Genomic DNA, 19,727 nt, shown 5'->3' on the forward strand with positions numbered 1-19,727 from the left:
TGCGGGCTTCCCGGGAAACGGCTGGCCGGGGCTGCGCCCCCTGATCACCGCGTCAGGATTTCACCGCCAGTGCGAACGGCAGCACCGCTGCGACACCCTGACGGCGGAGCAGTCGGCCTGCCACCGTAAGGGTCCAGCGACTGTCGGCGAGGTCGTCGACCAACAGGATCGGCCGGCCCTGCACCTCGTCGAGGGCCGCGGCCAGCTCCGGACCCACCGCGAAGCGGTCCCAGACATGGGAGAGCCGGTAGGCGCTGTTGCCACCGGCCGTGCCGGCGGGCCCGCCGTTAACGAGGTCGAGCGAGCCGAGCCAGGGCAGGCGGCCGGCGTCCGCGAACGCCCGGGCCACCGATTCGACCAACAACGGATGCCGTCGGGAGGGCACGCTGACCACGGCGGCCGGGCGTTCGTCCCAGCCCCACTCTGCCAGCACGCGGATGCAGGCCTGGATCAGAGCCGGGCTCGCCGGGGCATCCGTGGACGGCGCATCGGCGGAGATGGTGGCGAACAGGTCCCGCAGCGGACCGCCCCAGCCCAGGTCGGTGAGCCGGGCGAGGGCGCGGCCGGGCAGCATCCGTTCGGTGGCCGGGATGTTGCCGCGCACGTTCACGCCGAGGCTCGCCACCCCAGTGGGCCACTGGGCGCGCGGCTCGAGGGCCACACCGACCCGGTCGAGCGACACGGCGGCGGCCGTGGCCATCTCGGGTCGCACGTCGCCGGGGAACCAGGCCGTGGTGCAGTTGTCGCAGCGACCGCAGGCCACCGCGGTGTCGTCGTCGAGGGCCCGTTGCAGGAATTCCATCCGGCAGCCGGTGGTGCGTTCGTAGTCGATCATGGCCTGCTGCTCGCTCACCCGGGCGGCGGCGATGCGTTCGTAGCGTTCGCGGTCGTAGAGCCAGGGCTGACCGGTCGCCACCCAGCCGCCGGTGACGCGGCGCACGGCCCCGTCGACGTCGAGCACCTTGAGCAGCAGTTCGAGCGGGCTGCGCTTGAGGTCGACGCGTGCCTCGAGCGCGGGTGTCGACAACGGTGCCGATCCGTGCTCGGTGAGCGCCCCGATCACAGCCTCCGCCTTGTGCTGACTGGGCATCGAGGAGGTGGCGAAGTACTGCCAGATGTCTTCGTCTTCGACTCCGGGCAGCAGCAGCACATCGGCGTTCTCGGTGGCGCGGCCGGCGCGTCCGACCTGCTGGTAGTAGGCAACGGGGGAGGAGGGGGCACCCAAGTGCAGCACGAAGCCGAGGTCGGGCTTGTCGAACCCCATACCCAGGGCGCTGGTGGCAACGAGGGCCTTGACCTCGTTGCGTTTCAGCATGCCCTCGGATTCCTCCCGCTCGGCGGTGTCGGTCTGGCCGGTGTAGGCGCGCACGGGGTGGCCCGCGTCGCGCAGCAACCGTGCGGTGTCCTCCGCGGCCGAGACGGTGAGGGTGTAGATGATGCCGCTGCCGGGCAGTTCGTCGATGTGGCTGAGCAACCAGGCCAGCCGGGTGCGCGAGTCCGGCAGTCGCAGAACGCCCAGCCGCAGGGAAGACCGGGCGAGCGGCCCGCGGATGGTGACCACCTCGGTACCTGCTTCGGTGGTCGAAACCCGGTCGAGCTGCGCCGCGACATCCGTCACGACCCTGCTGTTCGCCGTGGCCGTGGTCGCCAGCACCGGCACGCCGGCGGGCATCTGCGCGATCAGGTCGCTCAGGCGCCGGTAGTCGGGCCGGAAGTCGTGCCCCCAGTCGGAGATGCAGTGGGCCTCGTCGACCACGAGCAGTCCCACCCGGGCCAGAAGCGCCGGGAGCTGATCGTCGCGGAACTTCGGATTGTTGAGCCGCTCCGGCGACACCAGCAGCACGTCGACCTCGTCGCCCTGCAGCTGTTGCTGAACCTCCGCCCACTCGTGGGCGTTGGACGAGTTGATCGACACCGCACGCACCCCGGCCCGGGCGGCCGCGGCCACCTGGTCGCGCATCAGCGCGAGCAGCGGCGACACCAGGATCGTGGGGCCGGCACCCTGGCGGCGCAGCAACAGGGTGGCGACGAAGTAGACGGCCGATTTGCCCCACCCGGTGCGCTGCACGACCAGGGCCCGACGACGCTGGTCGACGAGGGTTTCGATCGCCTCGAACTGCCCCTCGTGGAAGTCTGCGTCGTCACGTCCGACCAGGGCGCGGAGGATCTCGAGAGCATCGGTGCGGGTGTCGGTCATCCGTTCAGCTTTGCAGATGCGGGTGACAGTGCGCCGAGCCGGGTGCCGGAACGCGCTCGCGGCGCAGGTCCTGGAAGCGGGCGCACGGTAGACCGTGCGCCCGCTTCCACAGGGTGCGCCGCGAGTGACAGCGCGGTTAGGTGCAGCATCTCGGCGTCCCCGCCGGCCGCAGGTGAGATCTGCGGGCAACTGTCAGAGCGGGTGTTGGCCACGAGCATCCGGTGCCTCGGGCGCATGAAGGCGAGCACCTCGGCGAGGTTGACGGAGGTCGTGGTTGCAATGACTCTGCCCATGTTTCACGGCTGCGGCGGAACGCATGCCTGGCCGCCGGCACCGGTCCGCATCACCTCGCTATGCTCCAACGGTGAAGGCCATCCAGGAAATCGAAACGCGCATGCACCCCGAATCCGTCGCCGGGTTCCGGCTGGTGCTCGCGGAGGCCCGGGTGACCGACACCATTCTGCTGCCGGTGCGGGCGATGGAACGCATGGTGACGCCCGTGCAGTGGATGCTGCGCCGCGTCGGCGCGCACGGCATCCGTTTGACCAAGGCTGGGTATCTGCCGCCGGTCGTGGTCGTGGAAGCCTCAACCCAACTCGACTGGGGCTGGCCCGGCACGGCCAGCAGGGAGAGTCATTTTTTGCCGCTGCTGGAGTTGCGCGCCCATCTGCGCACGGCCGGTCTGCTGCGCGTGAGCAAGGGAATGCTGCTGCAGACCAGTCGCGGCCGGGCGCTCGCCGAGGCACCGCGAGAGCTGTGGTGGCACCTGGCGAGAACCGTGCACCAGAGCCGCAATGTGGCCGAGACCGACGCCGTCAGGCTGCTGCTCCTGCTGATAGCGCGGCGGGGTTTCGATGAAAGCGAGCTGTTCAAGCAACTGCTGGCCCTCAGCTTGGAGACCGTGGGCTGGGTGCGGGCCGACGGTGCCCCGCTCTCCGGCGACGCGGCGTTTGCCCTGGTGCTGCCGAAATGGCGCCTGCTGCGGGGGCTGGGTGTCTTTGACGTCGGTGCGACCAGTTACAGGCGGTGGATCGTCACGCCCGGCGGCGCTGCGTTCGCCCGGGCCGCCCTGCAGTCCGAGGCGTGAGCGCCGAGTCCTTCCTGTCTCGCCGAGGGGGAAGCTGCGGGCCTCGCCGCGTGACAGCACGGCCCTGGCCGGGGCTCCCCGGCGTGACGAGCACGTTGTGTGCAGGTGGTTGGATTGACCCATGACCTCCAGACCGGACTACATCGATGATTTCGCCGACTTCATCACCGCTTCCCCGTCGTCCTACCACGCCGCAGCCGAGGTCGCCCGCCGCTTGGACGACGCCGGTTTCGACCGCGTCAGCGAAACGGACGAGTGGCCTCGCGAGGCGGGCCGCCGCTACATTGTGCGTGACGGCGCCGTCATCGCCTGGGTGCAGCCGGACGGCGCGGGTCCGACGACACCGTTCCGCATCCTCGGCGCCCACACCGACTCGCCCGGCTTCAAGCTGAAGCCGAAGCCGACCATCGGCGCCCACGGCTGGCTGCAGGCCGGCGTCGAGGTCTACGGCGGCCCGCTGCTGAACTCCTGGCTCGACCGCGAACTCGAACTCGCCGGACGCCTGACCACCATCGACGGCACCGAGCACCTCGTGCGCACGGGGCCGTTCTGCCGAATCCCGCAGCTGGCCATCCACCTCGACCGCGACGCCAACACCGCACTCACCCTCGACCGGCAGCGGCACCTGACTCCGGTGTTCGGCGTGGGAAACGCGAGCCAGGCCGACCTGGTCGGGCACCTCGCGGGTCTCGCCGGGCTGGTGGGCGAGGATGTCGCCGGGTATGACGTCTCTACTGTCGACACGGCACCGCCGGCCCGGTTCGGTCTCGGCAACGAGCTCTTCGCCGCCGGACGCATGGACAACCTGTCCTCGGTGCACGCCGGCCTTGTCGCCCTGATCGGGGCATCCGCACCGGTGGGGCAGATCCTGGTCTTCGCGGCCTTCGACCACGAGGAACTCGGCTCCGAGACCCGCTCTGGCGCGAGCGGACCGCTGCTGGGCGACATCCTGACCCGGATCGGGGCGGGGCTCGGAGCATCCGTCAGCGATCGCCTGCGCGCCTATGCCGGCTCCTGGTGCCTCTCGGCCGACGCCGGCCACTCGGTGCATCCCAACTACCCGGAGAAGCATGACCCGGCGAACATGGTCGTCGCCGGGGGTGGCCCGTTGCTGAAAATTAACGCCACGCAGCGCTACGCGACGGATGCCGCTGGTGCGGCCCTCTGGGCTCGAACCTGCGCGCAGGCGGGCGTGGTCTACCAGGAATTCGTCTCGAACAACACGGTGCCCTGCGGCTCCACGATCGGTCCGCTGACCGCCACCCGCCTCGGTATCCGCACGGTGGACGTGGGCATCCCGCTGCTCTCCATGCACTCCGCCCGAGAACTGTGCCATGTGAACGACCCGGTGGCGCTGTGCGCCGCGATCGGCGCGTTCTTCGCCCCGGCCCCGTAACGGGCGACGGGGGCCGCGCCCCATCGGACGAGGAAATTCGAGTTCAATACTTATGGATAGTTCACATATCTGATAGCGTAACTATCAGAGTTGGCACACTGTCAGTGACACGGCTCTCTCGTCGTTCGCAAAGGAGAATCCAATGGCCGTCCACCTCGTCGTCGGCGCCGGCTACATCGGCGAAGCCCTCGCCCGCGCCCTCGTCGCGCGTGGCGACACCGTCCTGGTCGCGACCCGTTCCGGCACGACCGTTCTTGGAACGACATCGATCACGGTCGACGCGTCCGATCCGGATGCCCTGGCCGCAGCGGCAGCGGGTGCAGCCACGATCTTCCTCGCGACCGGCCCTCGCCAGTATCACCGCTGGCCGGAACTGTGGCCCCCGATGCACCGGGCCGCCATCGAAGCTGCGCACCTGTCCGCGGCCCGACTGGTGTTGATGGGCAACCTCTACGGCTACGGCAAGGACAGTGCCATGCCGATGTCCGAAACGACTCCGCTGCACCCGACCGAGCCGAAGGGCCAGGTGCGCGCCGACGGGTGGGAGCTCGCCCTCGCCGCCCAGGCCCGAGGCGAAATCGACGTCGTCGAGGTGCGGGCGAGCGACTACTTCGGACCGGGCGCCGGGCGGAACAGCCAACTCGGCTCGGCTTTCTTCGGACCGGTTCTCGCGGGCAGGTCAGCCCGGATCTTCGGCAGTGCGACCGAACCGCACAGCTGGTGCTACCTTGCCGACATCGTCGCCACCTTGATCGCGGCCGCGGACCACCGCGGGCCGTGGGGCAGGGTCTGGCACGTGCCAGCTGCGGAGCCGCTCTCCCGCGCCGAGATCGCCGAGCAGGTGAATCGACTCACCGGCGAAGAAGGCAGCGTCAAGGCACTGAGCCCGGCGTTCCTGCGACTGCTCGGCGTCCTCGTGCCGTTCATCCGGGCGGCCAACGACTCGTCCTACCAGTTCAACCGGCCGTTCCTGGTCGACTCCATCGAGACGGAGCGCCTGCTCGGGGTTCATGCCACACCATGGGCGGAGTCGTTGGCCTTCGTGATCGAAAGCTATCGGGCGCCGGCCGAGCGGGCGGACGCCTGACCATGGCGGAAGCCGACATGAAGATGGCTGAACTCAGTTCACGCAGCGGCATGGCGGTTGCGACGATCAAGTTCTATCAGCGGCAGAATCTGCTGCCGCCAGGACGTCGCACGGGTCCGAATCAGGCACTGTACGGAGACGCGCACCTCGGTCGCATCCGTCTCATCGTCGCTCTGACCGAGGTCGGTGGCCTCACCGTGGCGGCCGCCCGGCGGGTGCTCGAAGCCATCGACTCCGAGCTCCCGCTGCCGGAGACCTTCGAGATCGCCCAGCATTCCGTGTCCGAGGCTGTCGATCCGACGGCCGTGCCGGCGGACGCCCTGGCCCACGTGGACGCCCTGATGCCGGGCTGGCACGTCTCCGACGACAATCCCGGTCGCCTCGCGGCGGCCCAGGTATTCGACACGTTCACGGGTATCGGCCAGGTCGACGCCGCGGGTTGGTTCCGGCGCTACGCGGAGGCGGCCTTCCTGGCGGCCGAGGCCGACATCGATGAACTCGATGCCCGCATCGAACGTGCGGCGAAGGCCGAGATCGTCGTCGTGGGCACCGTGCTCGGCGACCGGCTGTTCTCGGGCCTGCGCCGGGCTGCCCAAGAACATCTGTCCTCGCTCCGGTACCCAGCGCCGCCGGCGTCCGAGCTCTGAAGCAGATCGCACGCCCCGCCCCGTCGTGTGGCATCGTTCCCTGGTCTGGCTGTCGGTGGCCATGGCTGTGCTGGTCGTGGTGTGCCTGATCGGGGACGCGTGCGGCCATCCTCACCGGGTCGCACCTTCGGGGGCCAGGTCAGCCGGCGTAGACCCGTTGGCGGCGTCCGTGGACGGGGTGGCCGGAGCGGGACTCCACCAGGTCCTCGTCATCGGCAAGGGTGCATCCGCTTTCATGCACGATCACCGGCCAGACGATGTGCCGGTCGATTTCGACCTGGGCCGTACCGCCGATTCCGCACTCCCGGCAATGAACGGTCAGAACCCAGTCGCTTAGTCTCATCTTTGGACGTTCGCCTATCTCGGCGAGATCGGCAAGGGGGTGTACATCGGCGCTGCGATATGCAAGCCGAGCCGCACGGCTCAGGCGGGATTCGCCTTGGCGAGGCGTGCGATGCGGGTGCGGGCGGCATCTTCTGAGGTCGACGACCGGCCCAGCAGCAGGCGCACCAGGCCGAGAACGGCTCCGGTGGCCCAGACCACGGGCAGCAGGGAGCGCCGGAGGCCGAGCAGCTCACGGTACTCGCGGGGGATCGAGGCGACGGCGCCGGCGAACATCACCCGGTAGAACGGCATCATGCCCCGACGGAGCGGTGGATTACGAATGAAGCGAACCGCCTCGGCGACGCGCTCGTCGCTTTTCAGGATGCCGGCGTCCTTGAACGCATCGAGCTGGGCCTGCAGTTCGGACGCGGAGCGGGGCGGATTGTGCACGCCGACGAGTTCGCCGGCCTTGGCCCACTCGCGCACGTAACCGTCGGCGCCGCCCGGGATGGGGCCTCCCCAGATCGAGTGCGTGGACAGGAACGCGTCCGTGAAGACGATGTGCACCCAAGCGAGCAGCTCCGGGTCACCCGCGGCATAGGGGCGCTCGATGCCCTGGGAGTCGCGGTACGTTCCGGTGACACGGTCGTGGAAGCGCCCCACCCGGGACGATTCGCTCGCCGCCAGGGTGGTGTCGGCGAAGGTCACGGTGACGAGCCACTGGATGGTGCCGGAGAGTCGTCCGAGCGGGTCTTCCTTGTAGCGGGACCAGTCGTGCACGCCGGCCATCGCGCCGGGATGGAGGGTTTGCATGAGCAGGGCACGGATGCCGGCGACCATCGTCGCCATCCCACCGTGCACGGCCCAGGAGGCCGAGCCCGGACCGAAGAAGCCGACGTCGTCGCCGAGTTCCATTTTCTCCACCCACCGCGGGCGGCCCTCACCGTTTCCGGAGAGAGTCACCAGAAGATGCGACCGCCAGCTGTCCACGAACCTGCTCATGGACCGAGGCTAGCCCGTGGCGGCTGGGCATCGGCCTCGAACCCGGCGGGCAGCGCGAGTGCTCGGGACCGATCTAAACTCGGTACCATGGCAGCGCCTCGCTTCATCTTCGCCGACCAGCTCGGCCCCCACTTCGATGACGGCGGACCTCTTCTCATGGTGGAGGCCGTCGGTGTTCTGGGCCAACGCACCTATCACCGGGCCAAGGCGCACCTCATCCTCAGCGCACTGCGCCACCGGGCCAGGGAGCTCGGCGACCGAGTGGAGTACCTGCACGCCGAGCACTATCGTGACGTGCTCACCGGCCGCGACCTCGAAGTGGTCGATCCCACCTCGTGGGGCTCCCGTGCCCTGGTGCGGGAGCTCGGCGCGCGGGTACTGCCCAGCCGCGGCTTCGTGACCAGCGAAGTGGATTTCGCAGCCTGGGCGGCAGGCCGACCGGCATCTCGGCTGATCATGGACCAGTTCTATCGCCAGGTGCGCACCGAGACCGGCCTGCTCATGCGCGGGCCCGATCCCGAGGGCGGCAAGTTCAACTTCGACCACGACAATCGCCAGCCACCGCCGAAGGGAGCGGTGAGCCTGGGGCTGCCGGACCCGTTCTGCCCGGTCGAAGACGACATCGACGCGCAGGTGCGCATCGACCTGGACCGGTGGCAGGCGGAGGGGCGCGTCCACCTGATCGGTGAGGACGGCCCGCGCCGGTTCGCGGCCACCCGGGCGGAGGCGCTCGCCGCGCTCGCCGATTTCGTCGAGACGCGCCTGGGCGACTTCGGTCCGTTCGAGGACGCCTCGCTGCTCGGGGATGAATCGATGGCCCACTCGAGGCTGAGCGTTCCCCTGAATCTGGGACTGCTGCATCCGCGCGAGGTGATCGACGCCGTGGTCGGTGCCTACGAGATCGGGGGAGCCCCGTTGCAGAGCGTGGAAGCCGTGGTGCGGCAGATCATGGGCTGGCGGGACTGGGTCTGGCACCTCTATTGGCATCTGGGAGAGGACTATGTGCGGCGCAGCAATCACCTCGAGGCGCAGGTGCCCCTGCCCCGCGAGTTCTGGGAGCTCGACGGCAGCGCGGTGCGGGCGAAGTGCCTGAGCCATGTGCTCGGGGAGGTGCGTCGCACGGGCTACGCGCACCATATCCAACGACTGATGGTGCTCGGCAACTGGGCCCTGCAGCGCGGGTATCAGCCGGCCGAGCTCACCGAGTGGTTCACGAACTCCTTCGTCGACGGCACTCCGTGGGTGATGCCCGCCAACGTGGTGGGGATGTCCCAGCACGCCGACGGCGGAATCGTCGCCACGAAGCCGTATGCCTCCGGGGGTGCGTACATCTCGAAGATGAGCGACTTCTGCGGCGCGTGCACGTTCAACCCGAAGAAACGGCTGGGCGAGGACGCCTGCCCGTTCACCGCCGGGTACTGGGCGTTCCTGGACCGGGTGGAGCCGCGCATCCGGGGCAATCACCGCATGGCTCAGCCGCTCGCCGGGCTCCGCCGCCTGGTCGACCGCGACGCGGTCGTGGCACAGGAGCGGGCCCGCACCGACTGGTGAGAATTCGGGGGCCGCGGCGCAGCTAGTGAAGGCAGGTTCACGTTGGACCACCTGCTGCGATGCACAACTTTCGCCGCGAGGCCGAGAACGCGATGTCGAGGCCGGAACCAGGGGAGGAGGGCACCTACCGGACTTCCATCGGCCAGTCCGTCACGGTGACCAGGGCCGCCTGCAGCGTCAGCGCGGACACTCGGGCCTGCTCGTCGCTATGAGGGCTGAATACGTCGATCGCGAGCGGCGGCGCCTCGCCGAACTTCGGAATCTCCACCTCGACGCGCCCGCCGCCGACGAGCGGGACGAACGGTCGGGCCGTGGCGGCATCGTGAACGGTCGAACCCGCGGCCTGCGCGATCATCCGCAGCGCATCCGGCTTCGTGACATGCGCCTGCACCACGATCGTTGCCGAGTAATCCATGGGTCTCCTTCGCCGTGCGTGGGTAGCACGGTGCACACGGCGCCGGAAACATATCGGGACCGACCGTGGAACACGCGTCCCGAAGCAGGCTACGGCATAGCGCCCCGGGAGGCTGGAACGTTCGGGCGCCAGCGAATGCCTCGACCTGCGTGGGGAGCCGGAGTAGCGTGGTTTCGTCTGCTCACTTTCGTCCTCGTGTCCCAGAATGCTCAGAAGCCGGAGTCACCATGTCGTCGCTCACGAACTACGGCCAGGCCATCGTCTCGACGACCGTCGCGCTGCAACGGCTGCTCACCGCCCCGCCGATCGGGCTGCAGGTCACGGCCTACGCTCTCGGCTCTCCACGAACCGGCGTCACCGGCCCCTCCGTCAACGTGTACCTCTACTACGACAGCCTGATCAGCTATCGGGAGGAAACCCAGCGGGGACCCAGCCGCGTGATTGCCGAGTTGCACTACCTGGTCAGCGCTTTCCCCGGTGACGAGGTCGACACGGATGTCGGAAGCCATCGGGTATTCGGCACGGCGCGGGCCGCCATCGAACGTCATCCCGTTCTGAACGTTCCGATCGGGTCGGCGGACACCCTGCAGGTCTGGCTCTCGCCCTCGCCGTTGACCAATGAGGTGTTGACCTCCCTGTGGCTGGCGTCCAATGCGCCGCTGCGGCTCTCCTTCGGCGTGATGGCGTCGTTCACCCTGGACGCGGCCGAACGCACCGCCGTGGTCGGCACCGTGGGTGACGTCGTGAAGCTGGCCGGGGCAGGCGCGATCACCGTGTTCACCGGAACGGATGCCGCGGCCAAAGCCAAGGCCGCGGCATCCGTCGCGAGCGAACTGGGCAAGGCCCTCGTGACCCTGCCGCTGGGCGAAATCGTGGGTGCCACCCATGAAGAAACCGAAGACAAACTCGCGCGCGTGTTCAACCAGGCCGAGCACCGTGGGGCCGTGCTGATGGTGACCGCAGCTGACCCGCTCTTCGGCGTGCGCCCGGAGGAGCTCGACGTCGACGACCCCTACGCCGGGATGGAGATCGGATCGGTCCTCGACCTGCTCGGCCAGGCTCCGAGCGTCGTGATCATGGAGTTGACTCATCCGGCCGGGGACGAGCTGGCGGACCGGACCCAAGTCGAAGTGCGCTTTTCGGAAACTGATCCGGCGGCGTGATGCCGAGCGGGCCCAGCCTGTACCCGGACATGATGGCCATCCCGCCCGCGAAAGACGTGAGCGCCGGGAGCCCCTGCAGTACCAGGAGGGGATACACCGGACCTCGACGGCCTGGGTCGCCGGCCCGGATCGACGGTATCCCCGCCTACGCTGATGGGATGCCTTCGTTCCGCATCACCCTGATCATCGGCGCGCTCCGCCCGGGCGTGGCCCCGGACTCCGTGCTTCCGACCCTGGCGGCCGCCGCCGCCGAGCTGACGACAGTGGAGGCATCCGACCTGGCCGTCGTGGCCGGCTCACCCCGGGCGATCGTGCGGTTCACGGCAGACGACACCGCGATGGCGCTGAGGGTGGGCGACCACGTGCTCGCCGCGGCCCGCGCGAACGTGGAACCTGCGTCCTGGCAGGTCACGGAGCGGGTCAAGGCACGCTGGTACCCGGTGCGGTGACAAGCCGCGCCCCTGCGGCGGTTCGACGCTGTGCGGGGCGGGCCGGGGCGATTATGGTCGGCCGGTGCCCCTCCTCCGAGACATCGTCCACAGCGCCGAGAACCTGGCAGCGTTCGGTGCCCCTGTGCCACCACAGGGAAGCTGTCCATGCGCACAGCAGCGCATCGATCAGGTCCTCGCGATGCTTGTAGGCCCTGTCGAGCAGCGGTGAGGGCTCCGTCACGAGGGAATCCGAGACGGGGTGCGTGCCGAGGTCGAGCGGGGGAGTCGCGTCGGTGAGACGCCAGATGCGCTGGATGAGGTCGTCGCACACAATGGCCCGCGCGGCCCGGCGCTCGGCCGGCGGGAGCGAGGTTCCCATGCGCTTGTAGCGCGGTCGCTTATCGGCGTACCCGAACTCCTCCGCCCCCACCAGGGTCGTGTACGGGTAACACTCGAAGAAACTCGCTGTGGCCGGCGGAGTCGAGGCCAGGCCGTCGGTGTAGGTCCATCCGGATGTCTCCAGCCGACGGCGGATTGTGACCCCGCCCTGCCACGGCCGGCCCAGGTTCGAGGCGTTCGCGGAGACGTGCCAGCTGCCGTACCGACTACCGGTTTCCCGCTCGCACAGCCGCATCCCGGTGGGATTGCTGACCACCAGGGGGGCGTCGATCGCCAGAACGGCGCCGGGTTCCCACTGGGACTCGATCCAGGCCATCACGGCATCCGTTCCGCGCGCCCAGCCCGCGTCGAGAACCAGGCCGGTCTCATCGATGCAGGCGAGCCCCGATTCGTTGGCCGGTTTCGACGCGCTGCCTTCGGCCCAGGCCAGGTCAACTCCGAGGAATCGCGTCATGGGTCATGACTAGCACACGGGAGGCGAGCATGCGCTGCTCGACGCGGAGTCAGATCAGGCCGCGAAGGAGTTCTTCGACGCTGACGCCGAGCCCGAGCGCGCGTCGGGACAGTCGGGCGTGCTCATCGGCGGACAATGCAAGGGACACGGTGTGGGAGCGGGCCGGTTCGTCGTCGAACGCGAACAGTTCCGGATGCTTCGGGCCGGCCGGCGGCTTCGGGGCGCTGGGCGCGGCGGTGCTTGCGGCCGGCCTCGTGGCCGGTGTGCTCAGCGACCGCCGGGCGGGCGACGGGGCATCGCCCGGCCGCACCCAACCGGGGCCGGGGTTGATCGGCGAGTTGCGCTGGAATGCCTCCGACACGGCCCGGGCGCGACTGTCGGCGGCCTCGTTGAGGGGGTGGTTCGCGTGGCCCTTGACCCATTCGAACCGGTAGGTGCGCCCGGCCAGGGCCTCATCGAGTTCCTGGAGCAGATCCAGGTTCAGCACAGCCTTGCCGTCCGCCTTGCGCCACCCCTTGGCCTTCCACCCGCGCATCCACTTGGTCACGGAGTTGATCACATACTGGCTGTCGCACAGCACGAGGAGGTCGTCGTCGAGGTGCGCTGTGGCCCGGAACAGTTCGAGCACGGCCTTCAGCTCTCCCTGGTTGTTCGTGGCGTGCTTCCAGCCGCCGGCGGCCCAGCAGGAGTCGTCGACGTACCACGCCCAACCAGCGGGACCGGGATTGCCGAGGGCCGAACCGTCGGCGGCGGCGATGATGGTCATACTGTGGGCCTTTCCTGGGGTCCCGCGCGTTCAGGACCTGTCTAGTCTGCCATCGCGGGGGCTACCCGCTGATGCAGGAGCCAGAGGAGACCGGTGCGGCAAGCGCGGATGCCTGCTCAGCAACCGGGTCGACTTCCTCCATCGCCAGGGCGTAGCCGAGGTTGTCGGTGATGGTCGACTTGGCGAAGATGACGCCGGCCACGACACCGGCTTCGCTGAGCAGGGGGCCACCGGACTCGCCGTGGTCCACATCGGCGGCCAGTGTGTAGATCTGCCGCGACGAGGGATCCTGGCCATAGATATCGGCCACAATGGCGGGGGCGACGGCGACCACCTCGGCCGGCGCGGATTCGAAGGGTCCGCCGAAGGGATAGCCGCCGCTCACGGCGAGGCTGCCCGGCCCCAAATTGTCGCCGAGCGCGAGCGGCGGGGCGTCGAGCCCGGGCACCGCGATCACGGCGAGGTCCACGGCCGGATCGAAGTAGACGACCTGGCCCGACTGCGCCCTGCCATCGGGAGTGACCACCACGGGCTCCGAGACCCCGGCGACGACGTGGGCGTTGGTGAGCACCCGGTCGGTCGCGATGACGAATCCGCTGCCGGACTGGTTCTGGCCGCAGGCGTAGGCGGTGCCGGTGATCTTCAGCACGGATTCCTTCGCCGCGAGCAGGGCCTCGCTGTCGGTTCCCACGTTCGGCACGACCGGGGCCTCGCCGTTGAACGCCTCGACGACGCGGGGGATGCCTTCGGTCGCCACGATCGACCGCAGCTGGGCCAGGAAGGTCTTCACCGGGTCGGGGGTCAGCGAGTCGATCGAACGGATCACGCTGGACGAGCTCACGGCCGAGGAGACCACCGGCACGCCGAGGGCGCCGATGCTGAAGGCGATCATAGAGGCCACCAGAGCGGAGACGGCGACGGCGGCGCCGGCACCGAGCAGACGATCGACGACACGCAGCTTGTTGCGAGTCCCCTTCGGCGTCAGCAGGCGGCCGATCGAACGGCCGATCGAGAGGCCGCCGATCAGGAGCACGGCGGCGGTCGCCAGGGTGGCGGCGGTGCGCCACTCCGCGGCGGGAACCCAGGTCCCCACGAGCGGAACGAGGAAGTAGGCGGCAATGGCGCCCGCGATCAATCCCGCGATTCCGCTGAGGCTTCCGATCAGCCCACTGCGATAGCCGGAGACGAGGTAGCCGAACAGCACGATCAGGAGCACCACATCCAGAACCGTTGAAAACGCCATCCGTGAACCTCGTCCTCTGTCGGTGTCGTGCGCTCGCTCACCGGCCGCATCCGTTTCGATCCAGAGTACGTGGCCAGGCCTCCCCAGAATGTGAATACGCCGAGTTGCGCACCGACCCGGACCGGATCGGGAGGCGGAGACGGCTCCGGGGAGGGTTGACCCATGAACAGGACAATCGTCAAGACCAGGGAAGCGCACGACTTCCTCGCCCTCGTGCCACAGCTCGTCGGGTTTCTGCCCGAGAAGAGTCTGGTACTCGTCGCCTTCCGGGGCAACCGAACCTGCGGAGCGATGCGGTTCAACCTGCCTGGCCCCGAAGCGCCGCAGATAGTGCTCAAGCGCATCGCGACCACTCTTGTGGGCACCATCTGCAAAATTCCCGACGTCGATGCGCTGGTTCCCGTGTTCTACAGCGACGAGCTGGTCGCATCCGTGGCCGGCCTGCCCCAGGGACGTTTCGCGGAGGTGCTGTGCGCGCGGGCGCGGCTGTCCGGTTTTCTGGTGCGGGACGCCCTGTGCGTGGCCACCGACGGGTGGGGCTCGTACTTCGACCCGGACTGCCCGGCCGGCGGCAACCCGCTAAGTGCGATCGCCGCCTCCGATGTGCACCGTGCCATCCCCGACGCGGCACGGAGCGACCTGGCCACGCTGCAGAGCCGCGCGGACCTGCCCGCGGTCGACCCGTCGATGAAAGAGAAGGTCGCCCGGCGGCTCACCCGCTATCAGCGGCTCGGTTCCCGGTCGGAGACGGTGCCGGAACTGCTCGAACTGGCCGGCGACATCCTCGACCCGGTGCTGGCCGCGGAGGCCGCCCTGGAGTTGGACCTGGAGCAGTTGGGCGTCGACGATGTGGCCGCTGTGCTGTTCCTCGTGCAGGGGCCGGCCTGCCGGGACCAGATGATGCTGCAGTTCGCCTTCGGCGAGACAGTTGGGCGCCAGACGCACGAGCTGAACCTGCACTACGCGATCGTCCAGCGGGCCACGGGGCGCAGCCTCGATGACATCATCGGAGAGGAGCAGGCCGCCGGAGGCGACAGCCCGGAATCCCGGGTCACCGGGGATCTCATGCTCGGACTCTCGCGAGGGCGCCCCGACCCGGAGAGGATCGAGCGGGCCATCCGGCTATTGAAACTGCTGGTGGCGCTCGCACCGCGTCGGGCCAGGCCGGCACCGTTGTGCATGCTGGCCTGGCTGTCCTGGGCGATGGGGCGAGGGTCGGTCGCCGGAATCTTCGTCGACCGAGCACTGGCGATCGACCCCCGCTACGGCATGGGTGAGCTGCTCAGAACCGTGTTCGGGGTGGGGCATCTTCCGGACTGGGCGTTTGCGGTCCCGCCGGACGAGACCGCAAACGCCTGATTCCGGGTGGCCGGTGCGTCGTCCACTAGAGGTACTTCGGAGCGTCCGAGAGCACGCCGTGCAAGATGGCTCCGATCTCGCTGAACTCGGCCGGGCCGATGGTCAGTGGGGGAGCGAGCTGCACGACCGGGTCACCCCGGTCATCGGCGCGGCAGTACAGCCCAGCCTCGTACAGCGCCTTGGAGAGGTAGCCGCGCAGAAGTCGCTCGGACTCGGCATCGCTGAAGGTCTCCTTGGTGCCCTTGTCCTTGACGAGTTCGATTCCGAAGAAGTAGCCCTCGCCGCGCACATCGCCGACGATCGGCAGATCGAGCAACTTCTCCAGCTCCGCTCGGAAGAGCGGCGAGTTCTCGCGCACGTTCTCGTTGAGCTTCTCTTCCTCGAAAATGTCCAGGTTGGCCATGGCCACGGCGGCGGAAACCGGGTGGCCGCCGAAGGTGTAGCCGTGATAGAAGGTGGTCTCACCGTGCTTGAAGGGCTCATAGATGCGGTCGCTGATGATGGTGGCGCCGATCGGCGAGTAGCCGCTGGTCATGCCCTTCGCGCAGGTGATCATGTCCGGTTCAATCCCGAAGGTCGTCGACGCGAACATGTTGCCGATGCGTCCGAAAGCCGTGATGACCTCATCGGCAACCAACAGCACGTCGTACTGGTCGCAGATCTCGCGCACACGCTTGAAGTAGCCGGGCGGTGGCGGGAAGCATCCGCCGGAGTTCTGCACCGGCTCCAGGAAGACTGCGGCGACGGTCTCCGGGCCCTCGAACTGGATCATCTCTTCGATCCGGTTGGCGGCCCACAGGCCGAACTTCTCCACGTCGTCGCCGAATCCGGAACCCATCTCCTCGGCGCGGTAGAAGTTCGTGTTCGGCACTCGGAATCCGCCCGGGGTGACCGGCTCGAACATCTCCTTCATAGCGGGGATACCCGTAATGGCCAGGGCTCCCTGCGGGGTGCCGTGGTAGGCCACGTTGCGGGAGATGACCTTGTGCTTGGTGGGGCGGCCCTGCAGCTTCCAGTAGTACTTGGCCAGCTTGAAAGCAGTCTCCACGGCCTCGCCGCCACCGGTCGAGTAGAAGACCCGGTTGAGGTCGCCCGGCGCATTGGCGGCCAGACGGTCGGCCAGCTCGATGGCGCTCGGATGGGCGTAGGACCAGATCGGGAAGAACGCGAGCTCCTCGGCCTGCTTGGCGGCCACCTGGGCGAGGCGCTTGCGGCCATGGCCGGCGTTCACGGTGAACAGCCCGCTCAGGCCGTCGATGTACTTCTTGCCCTTGGAGTCCCAGATGTGGTGGCCGAGACCCTTGGTGATGATCGGCACGCCGTGCCCGGATTCAAGCACCGACTGGCGCGAGAAGTGCATCCAAAGGTGGTCTTTCGCCTTCTGCTGCAGGGTGGCGTTCTCGGCATCCGTGTAGACGCGGGGCCCGGCAGCCTCCTCGACGGCAGTGGCCGTCGTGCTCTCGGTGTCGGCGGCGGCGAGTTCGGTGGTCGCCGTGCCGGTGGCTGCGGTGGTGTCTGCTGCGATTGTCATTTTTTTACCGTGTTCCCCAATTGTAGAACTGCTTGTGGAGCTTGAGATAGACGAAGGTCTCAGTGGAGCTGACCCCGTCGAGACCGCGGATCTGAGAATTGAGCAGGTTGATCAGCTCGTCGTCGTCCTCGCAGACGACCTCGACCAAGAGGTCGAAGGAGCCTGCCGTCAAAACGACGTAGTCGACGGCTGGGATGGCCGACAGCTGGTCGGCGAGCACCCGGGTGTCCCCGGTCGCACGGATGCCGATCATGGCCTGGCGGTAGAACCCGAGCTGCATCGGGTCGGTGACGGCGACGACCTGCATGACGCCGGCATCCGTCAGTTTCTGAACGCGCTGGCGCACGGCGGCCTCGCTCAGACCGACGGCCTTGCCGATCTCGGCATACGAGCGCCGGCCATCGGCCTGGAGCTGCTCGATGATCTTCTTCGAGACCTCGTCCAGTGGTGCCGATTTTCCCGCAGCGTTGCGCCCGTTTACGCTCATCCAGCGAGTATGCCAGTGGGGCTGACCTCAGGCAAGCGATTCCGCAGCAATACACGTCAACGACAACGGAATCCACGGAAGATCGTCTGGTTTGGGCTCGGTTCCCGCACCTCGAATGCGCTCGCGCCGACGGAGTTGCGCCCAGGCCTCGTCGACATGGCGGATTCACGCACGACGGCTACGTTAGAGATGTACGGTTTTGAGGACGGCACGAGCACCACGCACGTCAGGTCCTCGATCGTCCACCGAACGGAAGGCACCAAACCCGTGGGGCGCGTCGGATACCAACTCGATCCCGGCAACCAGGCCGGTTTGACCTTCGTGGTGGGCCGATCCTTCATCGCGGCCCTTCCCGAGGACACCCCGCCCGGCGTGACGGCCACCCTGGCCGCGCTCGTCACGGCATCCCACGTCGAAGCCGAGGAACTGGTGGCTCTGCTACCGCTCGGCGGGGAGAACGCCACCGCGCACTTCGCCGTGATCGTGCAGCGCGCCCCTACCGACGAAGACGGTATCCCGGTCTCCGTGATCGCCCGCGGCGACGTGGCGGTCGACGTGTTCTCGGTCGGCGGGTCGCGTCGGTTCTCGGCCGGCGGCATCCGCCCCTGGTTGCTGGCCGACTTCAGGTCCGTGATCGGGCTCACGATCGGGTTCGCCGATCGACCGGTGGTTGCCGCGGCCGGCTTGAGCGCAGGGCATCCGTTCGGTCAGGGCTCGGTGGCTGCGACCTCACTGTTCTGGTCGTTGACGGATGACGTCCTGTCGGATGACACGCCGTCCGATGGAGTCCTGCCGGATGACGCGCCGGCGGATGACGCCCCGGCGGAGCAGGCCCAGGCTGGGCTCGGGACGATGGCGCCCGGCCACGTTGACGACGCCACGATCATCCACGTCGAGAGTGACCGAAGCCCGGCCGACGCGGACACCGTTCTCGGCCGCCCGGCACGTGCTGCCCTGGGTGCCACCGCCGCGCACCCGGTTCGCCCTGCCGAGGCCCGGTTGCGGTTCCGGCTGCCGAACGGCGAGGAGATCCTGCTCGACCAACCCCACCAACTCGGGCGTCGGCCCCGACCGCCGCGCATCGCATCCGGTTCTCCGGCTCGGCTAATTCAGGTGACCTCACCGACCTCCGCGGTCTCCGGCACCCACCTGGAAATCCGCCAGGAGGGCAGCTCGGTAGTCGTCACCGACCTCGGTTCCACGAACGGGACAATCGTGATTCCGCCGCGCGGACGCAGGCAACGTCTCCACTCCGGCCAGTCGCTCACGGTGCTGCCCGGTACGACAGTGGACATCGGGGACGGTAATATCATCGAGATCCTCCCCGCAGCCGGCACGACGCCCGCTCAGTAATCGCTCGGCAATTTCGGAAGGCACATCCGTGACCCAGATTGGTCAAGGCTCAACCGGTTCCACCGTCCTCCTTCCGTCGGTGCAAAAGACCGTGACCCTGGCCTGGGCGGCGATCACCGACACCGGTCACCGCAGGCAGGTCAATGAAGACAGCCTCGTCTCGGAAATTCCCATCTTCGCGGTCGCCGACGGGATGGGCGGGCACTCCGCGGGCGACGTCGCCAGCGCCGCCGTCGTCACCCGGCTGTCCGAACTCGCCGGCACGGACCACGTCGAGGCGGAGCAGATCAACGACGCGCTCAGTCGTTCGGTGGTGGACATGGCCTCCGGCGACGGCGTGACCGACCTCGGCACCGGAACGACCGTCACGGGAGCGGCGCTGGCCGTCGTCTCCGGCATGCCGCAGTGGATCGTGCTCAACATCGGTGATTCTCGGGTCTACCAGCTCACCTCGGGCGTGCTGGAGCAGATCACCACTGACCACTCCGTGGTGCAGGAACTCGTGGACGCGGGCCGGATCACCCGCGACGAAGCCGATGTGCACCCGCACGGCAACATCGTCACCCGCGCGGTCGGATTCCACGAACCACCGGTGCCCGACTACCGCATTCGCCCCCTTCAGGCCGGAATGCGGCTCCTGATCTGCTCCGACGGCCTGACCAAGGAACTCACGGCGTACGGCATCCGTCATTTTCTGATCTCCAACCCGCGAGCGGATGACGCGGCCAAAGCTCTGATGGATGCCGCGCTCGAGAACGGCGGCCGCGACAACGTCACCGTGATCGTGCTCGACGTTCTCGCGGTCGGCGACGCCGTACCCCCAGAGTTGGGGTAG

Annotated in this window: 20 protein-coding genes; 10 read left to right on the plus strand and 10 right to left on the minus strand. The window is 68.4% G+C overall.

Translation table 11 applies throughout. The features are described 5' to 3' along the window. Positions 1-52: 52 nt before the first annotated feature. Positions 53-2,197, minus strand: a complete 2,145-nt coding sequence (locus E3O65_RS15235) for a RecQ family ATP-dependent DNA helicase (protein ID WP_134364567.1) — start codon at positions 2,195-2,197, stop codon at positions 53-55. Further along, the gene (locus E3O65_RS15240) at positions 2,194-2,490 is read right to left on the minus strand and encodes a hypothetical protein (protein ID WP_134364568.1); all 297 of its coding nucleotides are present in this window, start codon (positions 2,488-2,490) and stop codon (positions 2,194-2,196) included. The genes E3O65_RS15235 and E3O65_RS15240 overlap by 4 nt, the downstream gene beginning before the upstream one ends. Positions 2,491-2,561: 71 nt before the next feature. On the opposite strand from E3O65_RS15240, the gene E3O65_RS15245 reads away from it, so the two are divergent. The 4 genes from E3O65_RS15245 to E3O65_RS15260 all read left to right on the plus strand — a co-directional run bounded on the left by E3O65_RS15245 (position 2,562) and on the right by E3O65_RS15260 (position 6,414). Further along, positions 2,562-3,284 carry a hypothetical protein gene (locus tag E3O65_RS15245; protein ID WP_134364569.1) on the plus strand — a complete coding sequence of 241 codons (723 nt, stop codon included), beginning with the start codon at positions 2,562-2,564 and terminating at the stop codon, positions 3,282-3,284. 121 nt (positions 3,285-3,405) lie between these two features. Continuing rightward, the gene (locus E3O65_RS15250; RefSeq protein ID WP_134364570.1) at positions 3,406-4,680 is read left to right on the plus strand and encodes a M18 family aminopeptidase; all 1,275 of its coding nucleotides are present in this window, start codon (positions 3,406-3,408) and stop codon (positions 4,678-4,680) included. A gap of 142 nt (positions 4,681-4,822) precedes the next feature. Next, positions 4,823-5,767, plus strand: coding sequence for an NAD-dependent epimerase/dehydratase family protein (locus E3O65_RS15255; RefSeq protein ID WP_134364571.1), 945 nt, complete (start codon positions 4,823-4,825; stop codon positions 5,765-5,767). Positions 5,768-5,790: 23 nt separating this feature from the next. Further along, positions 5,791-6,414: a MerR family transcriptional regulator gene (locus E3O65_RS15260; protein ID WP_166804617.1), complete on the plus strand. Its 624-nt coding sequence runs from the start codon at positions 5,791-5,793 to the stop codon at positions 6,412-6,414. 139 nt (positions 6,415-6,553) lie between these two features. On the opposite strand, the gene E3O65_RS15265 is transcribed toward E3O65_RS15260, so the two are convergent. Next, positions 6,554-6,757 (minus strand): hypothetical protein, encoded by a 204-nt coding sequence (locus E3O65_RS15265; protein ID WP_134364573.1) that lies wholly within the window; start codon positions 6,755-6,757, stop codon positions 6,554-6,556. An 80-nt stretch (positions 6,758-6,837) separates the two neighbouring features. Beyond that, positions 6,838-7,740 carry an oxygenase MpaB family protein gene (locus tag E3O65_RS15270; RefSeq protein WP_134364574.1) on the minus strand — a complete coding sequence of 301 codons (903 nt, stop codon included), beginning with the start codon at positions 7,738-7,740 and terminating at the stop codon, positions 6,838-6,840. A gap of 87 nt (positions 7,741-7,827) precedes the next feature. On the opposite strand from E3O65_RS15270, the gene E3O65_RS15275 reads away from it, so the two are divergent. After that, a complete protein-coding gene (locus E3O65_RS15275; RefSeq protein WP_134364575.1) occupies positions 7,828-9,291 on the plus strand; it encodes a cryptochrome/photolyase family protein in 1,464 nt (487 codons plus the stop codon). 124 nt (positions 9,292-9,415) lie between these two features. Here E3O65_RS15275 and E3O65_RS15280 read toward each other — a convergent pair whose 3' ends face one another. Continuing rightward, entirely contained in the window at positions 9,416-9,706 is a 291-nt protein-coding gene (locus E3O65_RS15280) for a hypothetical protein (protein WP_134364576.1), read from the minus strand. Positions 9,707-9,933: 227 nt separating this feature from the next. On the opposite strand from E3O65_RS15280, the gene E3O65_RS15285 reads away from it, so the two are divergent. Beyond that, positions 9,934-10,869 (plus strand): Pvc16 family protein, encoded by a 936-nt coding sequence (locus E3O65_RS15285; RefSeq protein WP_134364577.1) that lies wholly within the window; start codon positions 9,934-9,936, stop codon positions 10,867-10,869. A gap of 158 nt (positions 10,870-11,027) precedes the next feature. After that, a complete protein-coding gene (locus E3O65_RS15290; RefSeq protein ID WP_134364578.1) occupies positions 11,028-11,318 on the plus strand; it encodes a hypothetical protein in 291 nt (96 codons plus the stop codon). Here the strand turns inward: E3O65_RS15290 and E3O65_RS15295 are convergent. The 3 genes from E3O65_RS15295 to E3O65_RS15305 form a co-directional block, all read right to left on the minus strand. Further along, positions 11,290-12,153: a DUF429 domain-containing protein gene (locus tag E3O65_RS15295; protein WP_134364579.1), complete on the minus strand. Its 864-nt coding sequence runs from the start codon at positions 12,151-12,153 to the stop codon at positions 11,290-11,292. The two genes, E3O65_RS15290 and E3O65_RS15295, sit on opposite strands and share 29 nt — an antisense overlap. A gap of 49 nt (positions 12,154-12,202) precedes the next feature. Continuing rightward, a complete protein-coding gene (locus tag E3O65_RS15300; protein WP_134364580.1) occupies positions 12,203-12,919 on the minus strand; it encodes an RNase H family protein in 717 nt (238 codons plus the stop codon). Between the two features lie 61 nt (positions 12,920-12,980). Beyond that, a complete protein-coding gene (locus tag E3O65_RS15305) occupies positions 12,981-14,162 on the minus strand; it encodes a MarP family serine protease (RefSeq protein WP_134364581.1) in 1,182 nt (393 codons plus the stop codon). 162 nt (positions 14,163-14,324) lie between these two features. On the opposite strand from E3O65_RS15305, the gene E3O65_RS15310 reads away from it, so the two are divergent. Then, positions 14,325-15,521, plus strand: a complete 1,197-nt coding sequence (locus E3O65_RS15310; RefSeq protein WP_134364582.1) for a DUF4192 domain-containing protein — start codon at positions 14,325-14,327, stop codon at positions 15,519-15,521. Between the two features lie 25 nt (positions 15,522-15,546). Here the strand turns inward: E3O65_RS15310 and E3O65_RS15315 are convergent, their stop codons facing one another. Further along, positions 15,547-17,052 carry an aspartate aminotransferase family protein gene (locus E3O65_RS15315; protein WP_134364583.1) on the minus strand — a complete coding sequence of 502 codons (1,506 nt, stop codon included), beginning with the start codon at positions 17,050-17,052 and terminating at the stop codon, positions 15,547-15,549. Positions 17,053-17,056: 4 nt separating this feature from the next. After that, positions 17,057-17,539, minus strand: a complete 483-nt coding sequence (locus E3O65_RS15320; RefSeq protein ID WP_134364584.1) for an Lrp/AsnC family transcriptional regulator — start codon at positions 17,537-17,539, stop codon at positions 17,057-17,059. A 267-nt stretch (positions 17,540-17,806) separates the two neighbouring features. On the opposite strand from E3O65_RS15320, the gene E3O65_RS17325 reads away from it, so the two are divergent. Both E3O65_RS17325 and E3O65_RS15330 read left to right on the plus strand, forming a co-directional pair. Continuing rightward, positions 17,807-18,892, plus strand: coding sequence for an FHA domain-containing protein (locus E3O65_RS17325; RefSeq protein ID WP_241985702.1), 1,086 nt, complete (start codon positions 17,807-17,809; stop codon positions 18,890-18,892). Positions 18,893-18,920: 28 nt separating this feature from the next. After that, the gene (locus tag E3O65_RS15330) at positions 18,921-19,727 is read left to right on the plus strand and encodes a PP2C family protein-serine/threonine phosphatase (RefSeq protein ID WP_134364585.1); all 807 of its coding nucleotides are present in this window, start codon (positions 18,921-18,923) and stop codon (positions 19,725-19,727) included.

The organism is Cryobacterium breve (assembly GCF_004402375.1).
Taxonomy (GTDB): domain Bacteria; phylum Actinomycetota; class Actinomycetes; order Actinomycetales; family Microbacteriaceae; genus Cryobacterium; species Cryobacterium breve.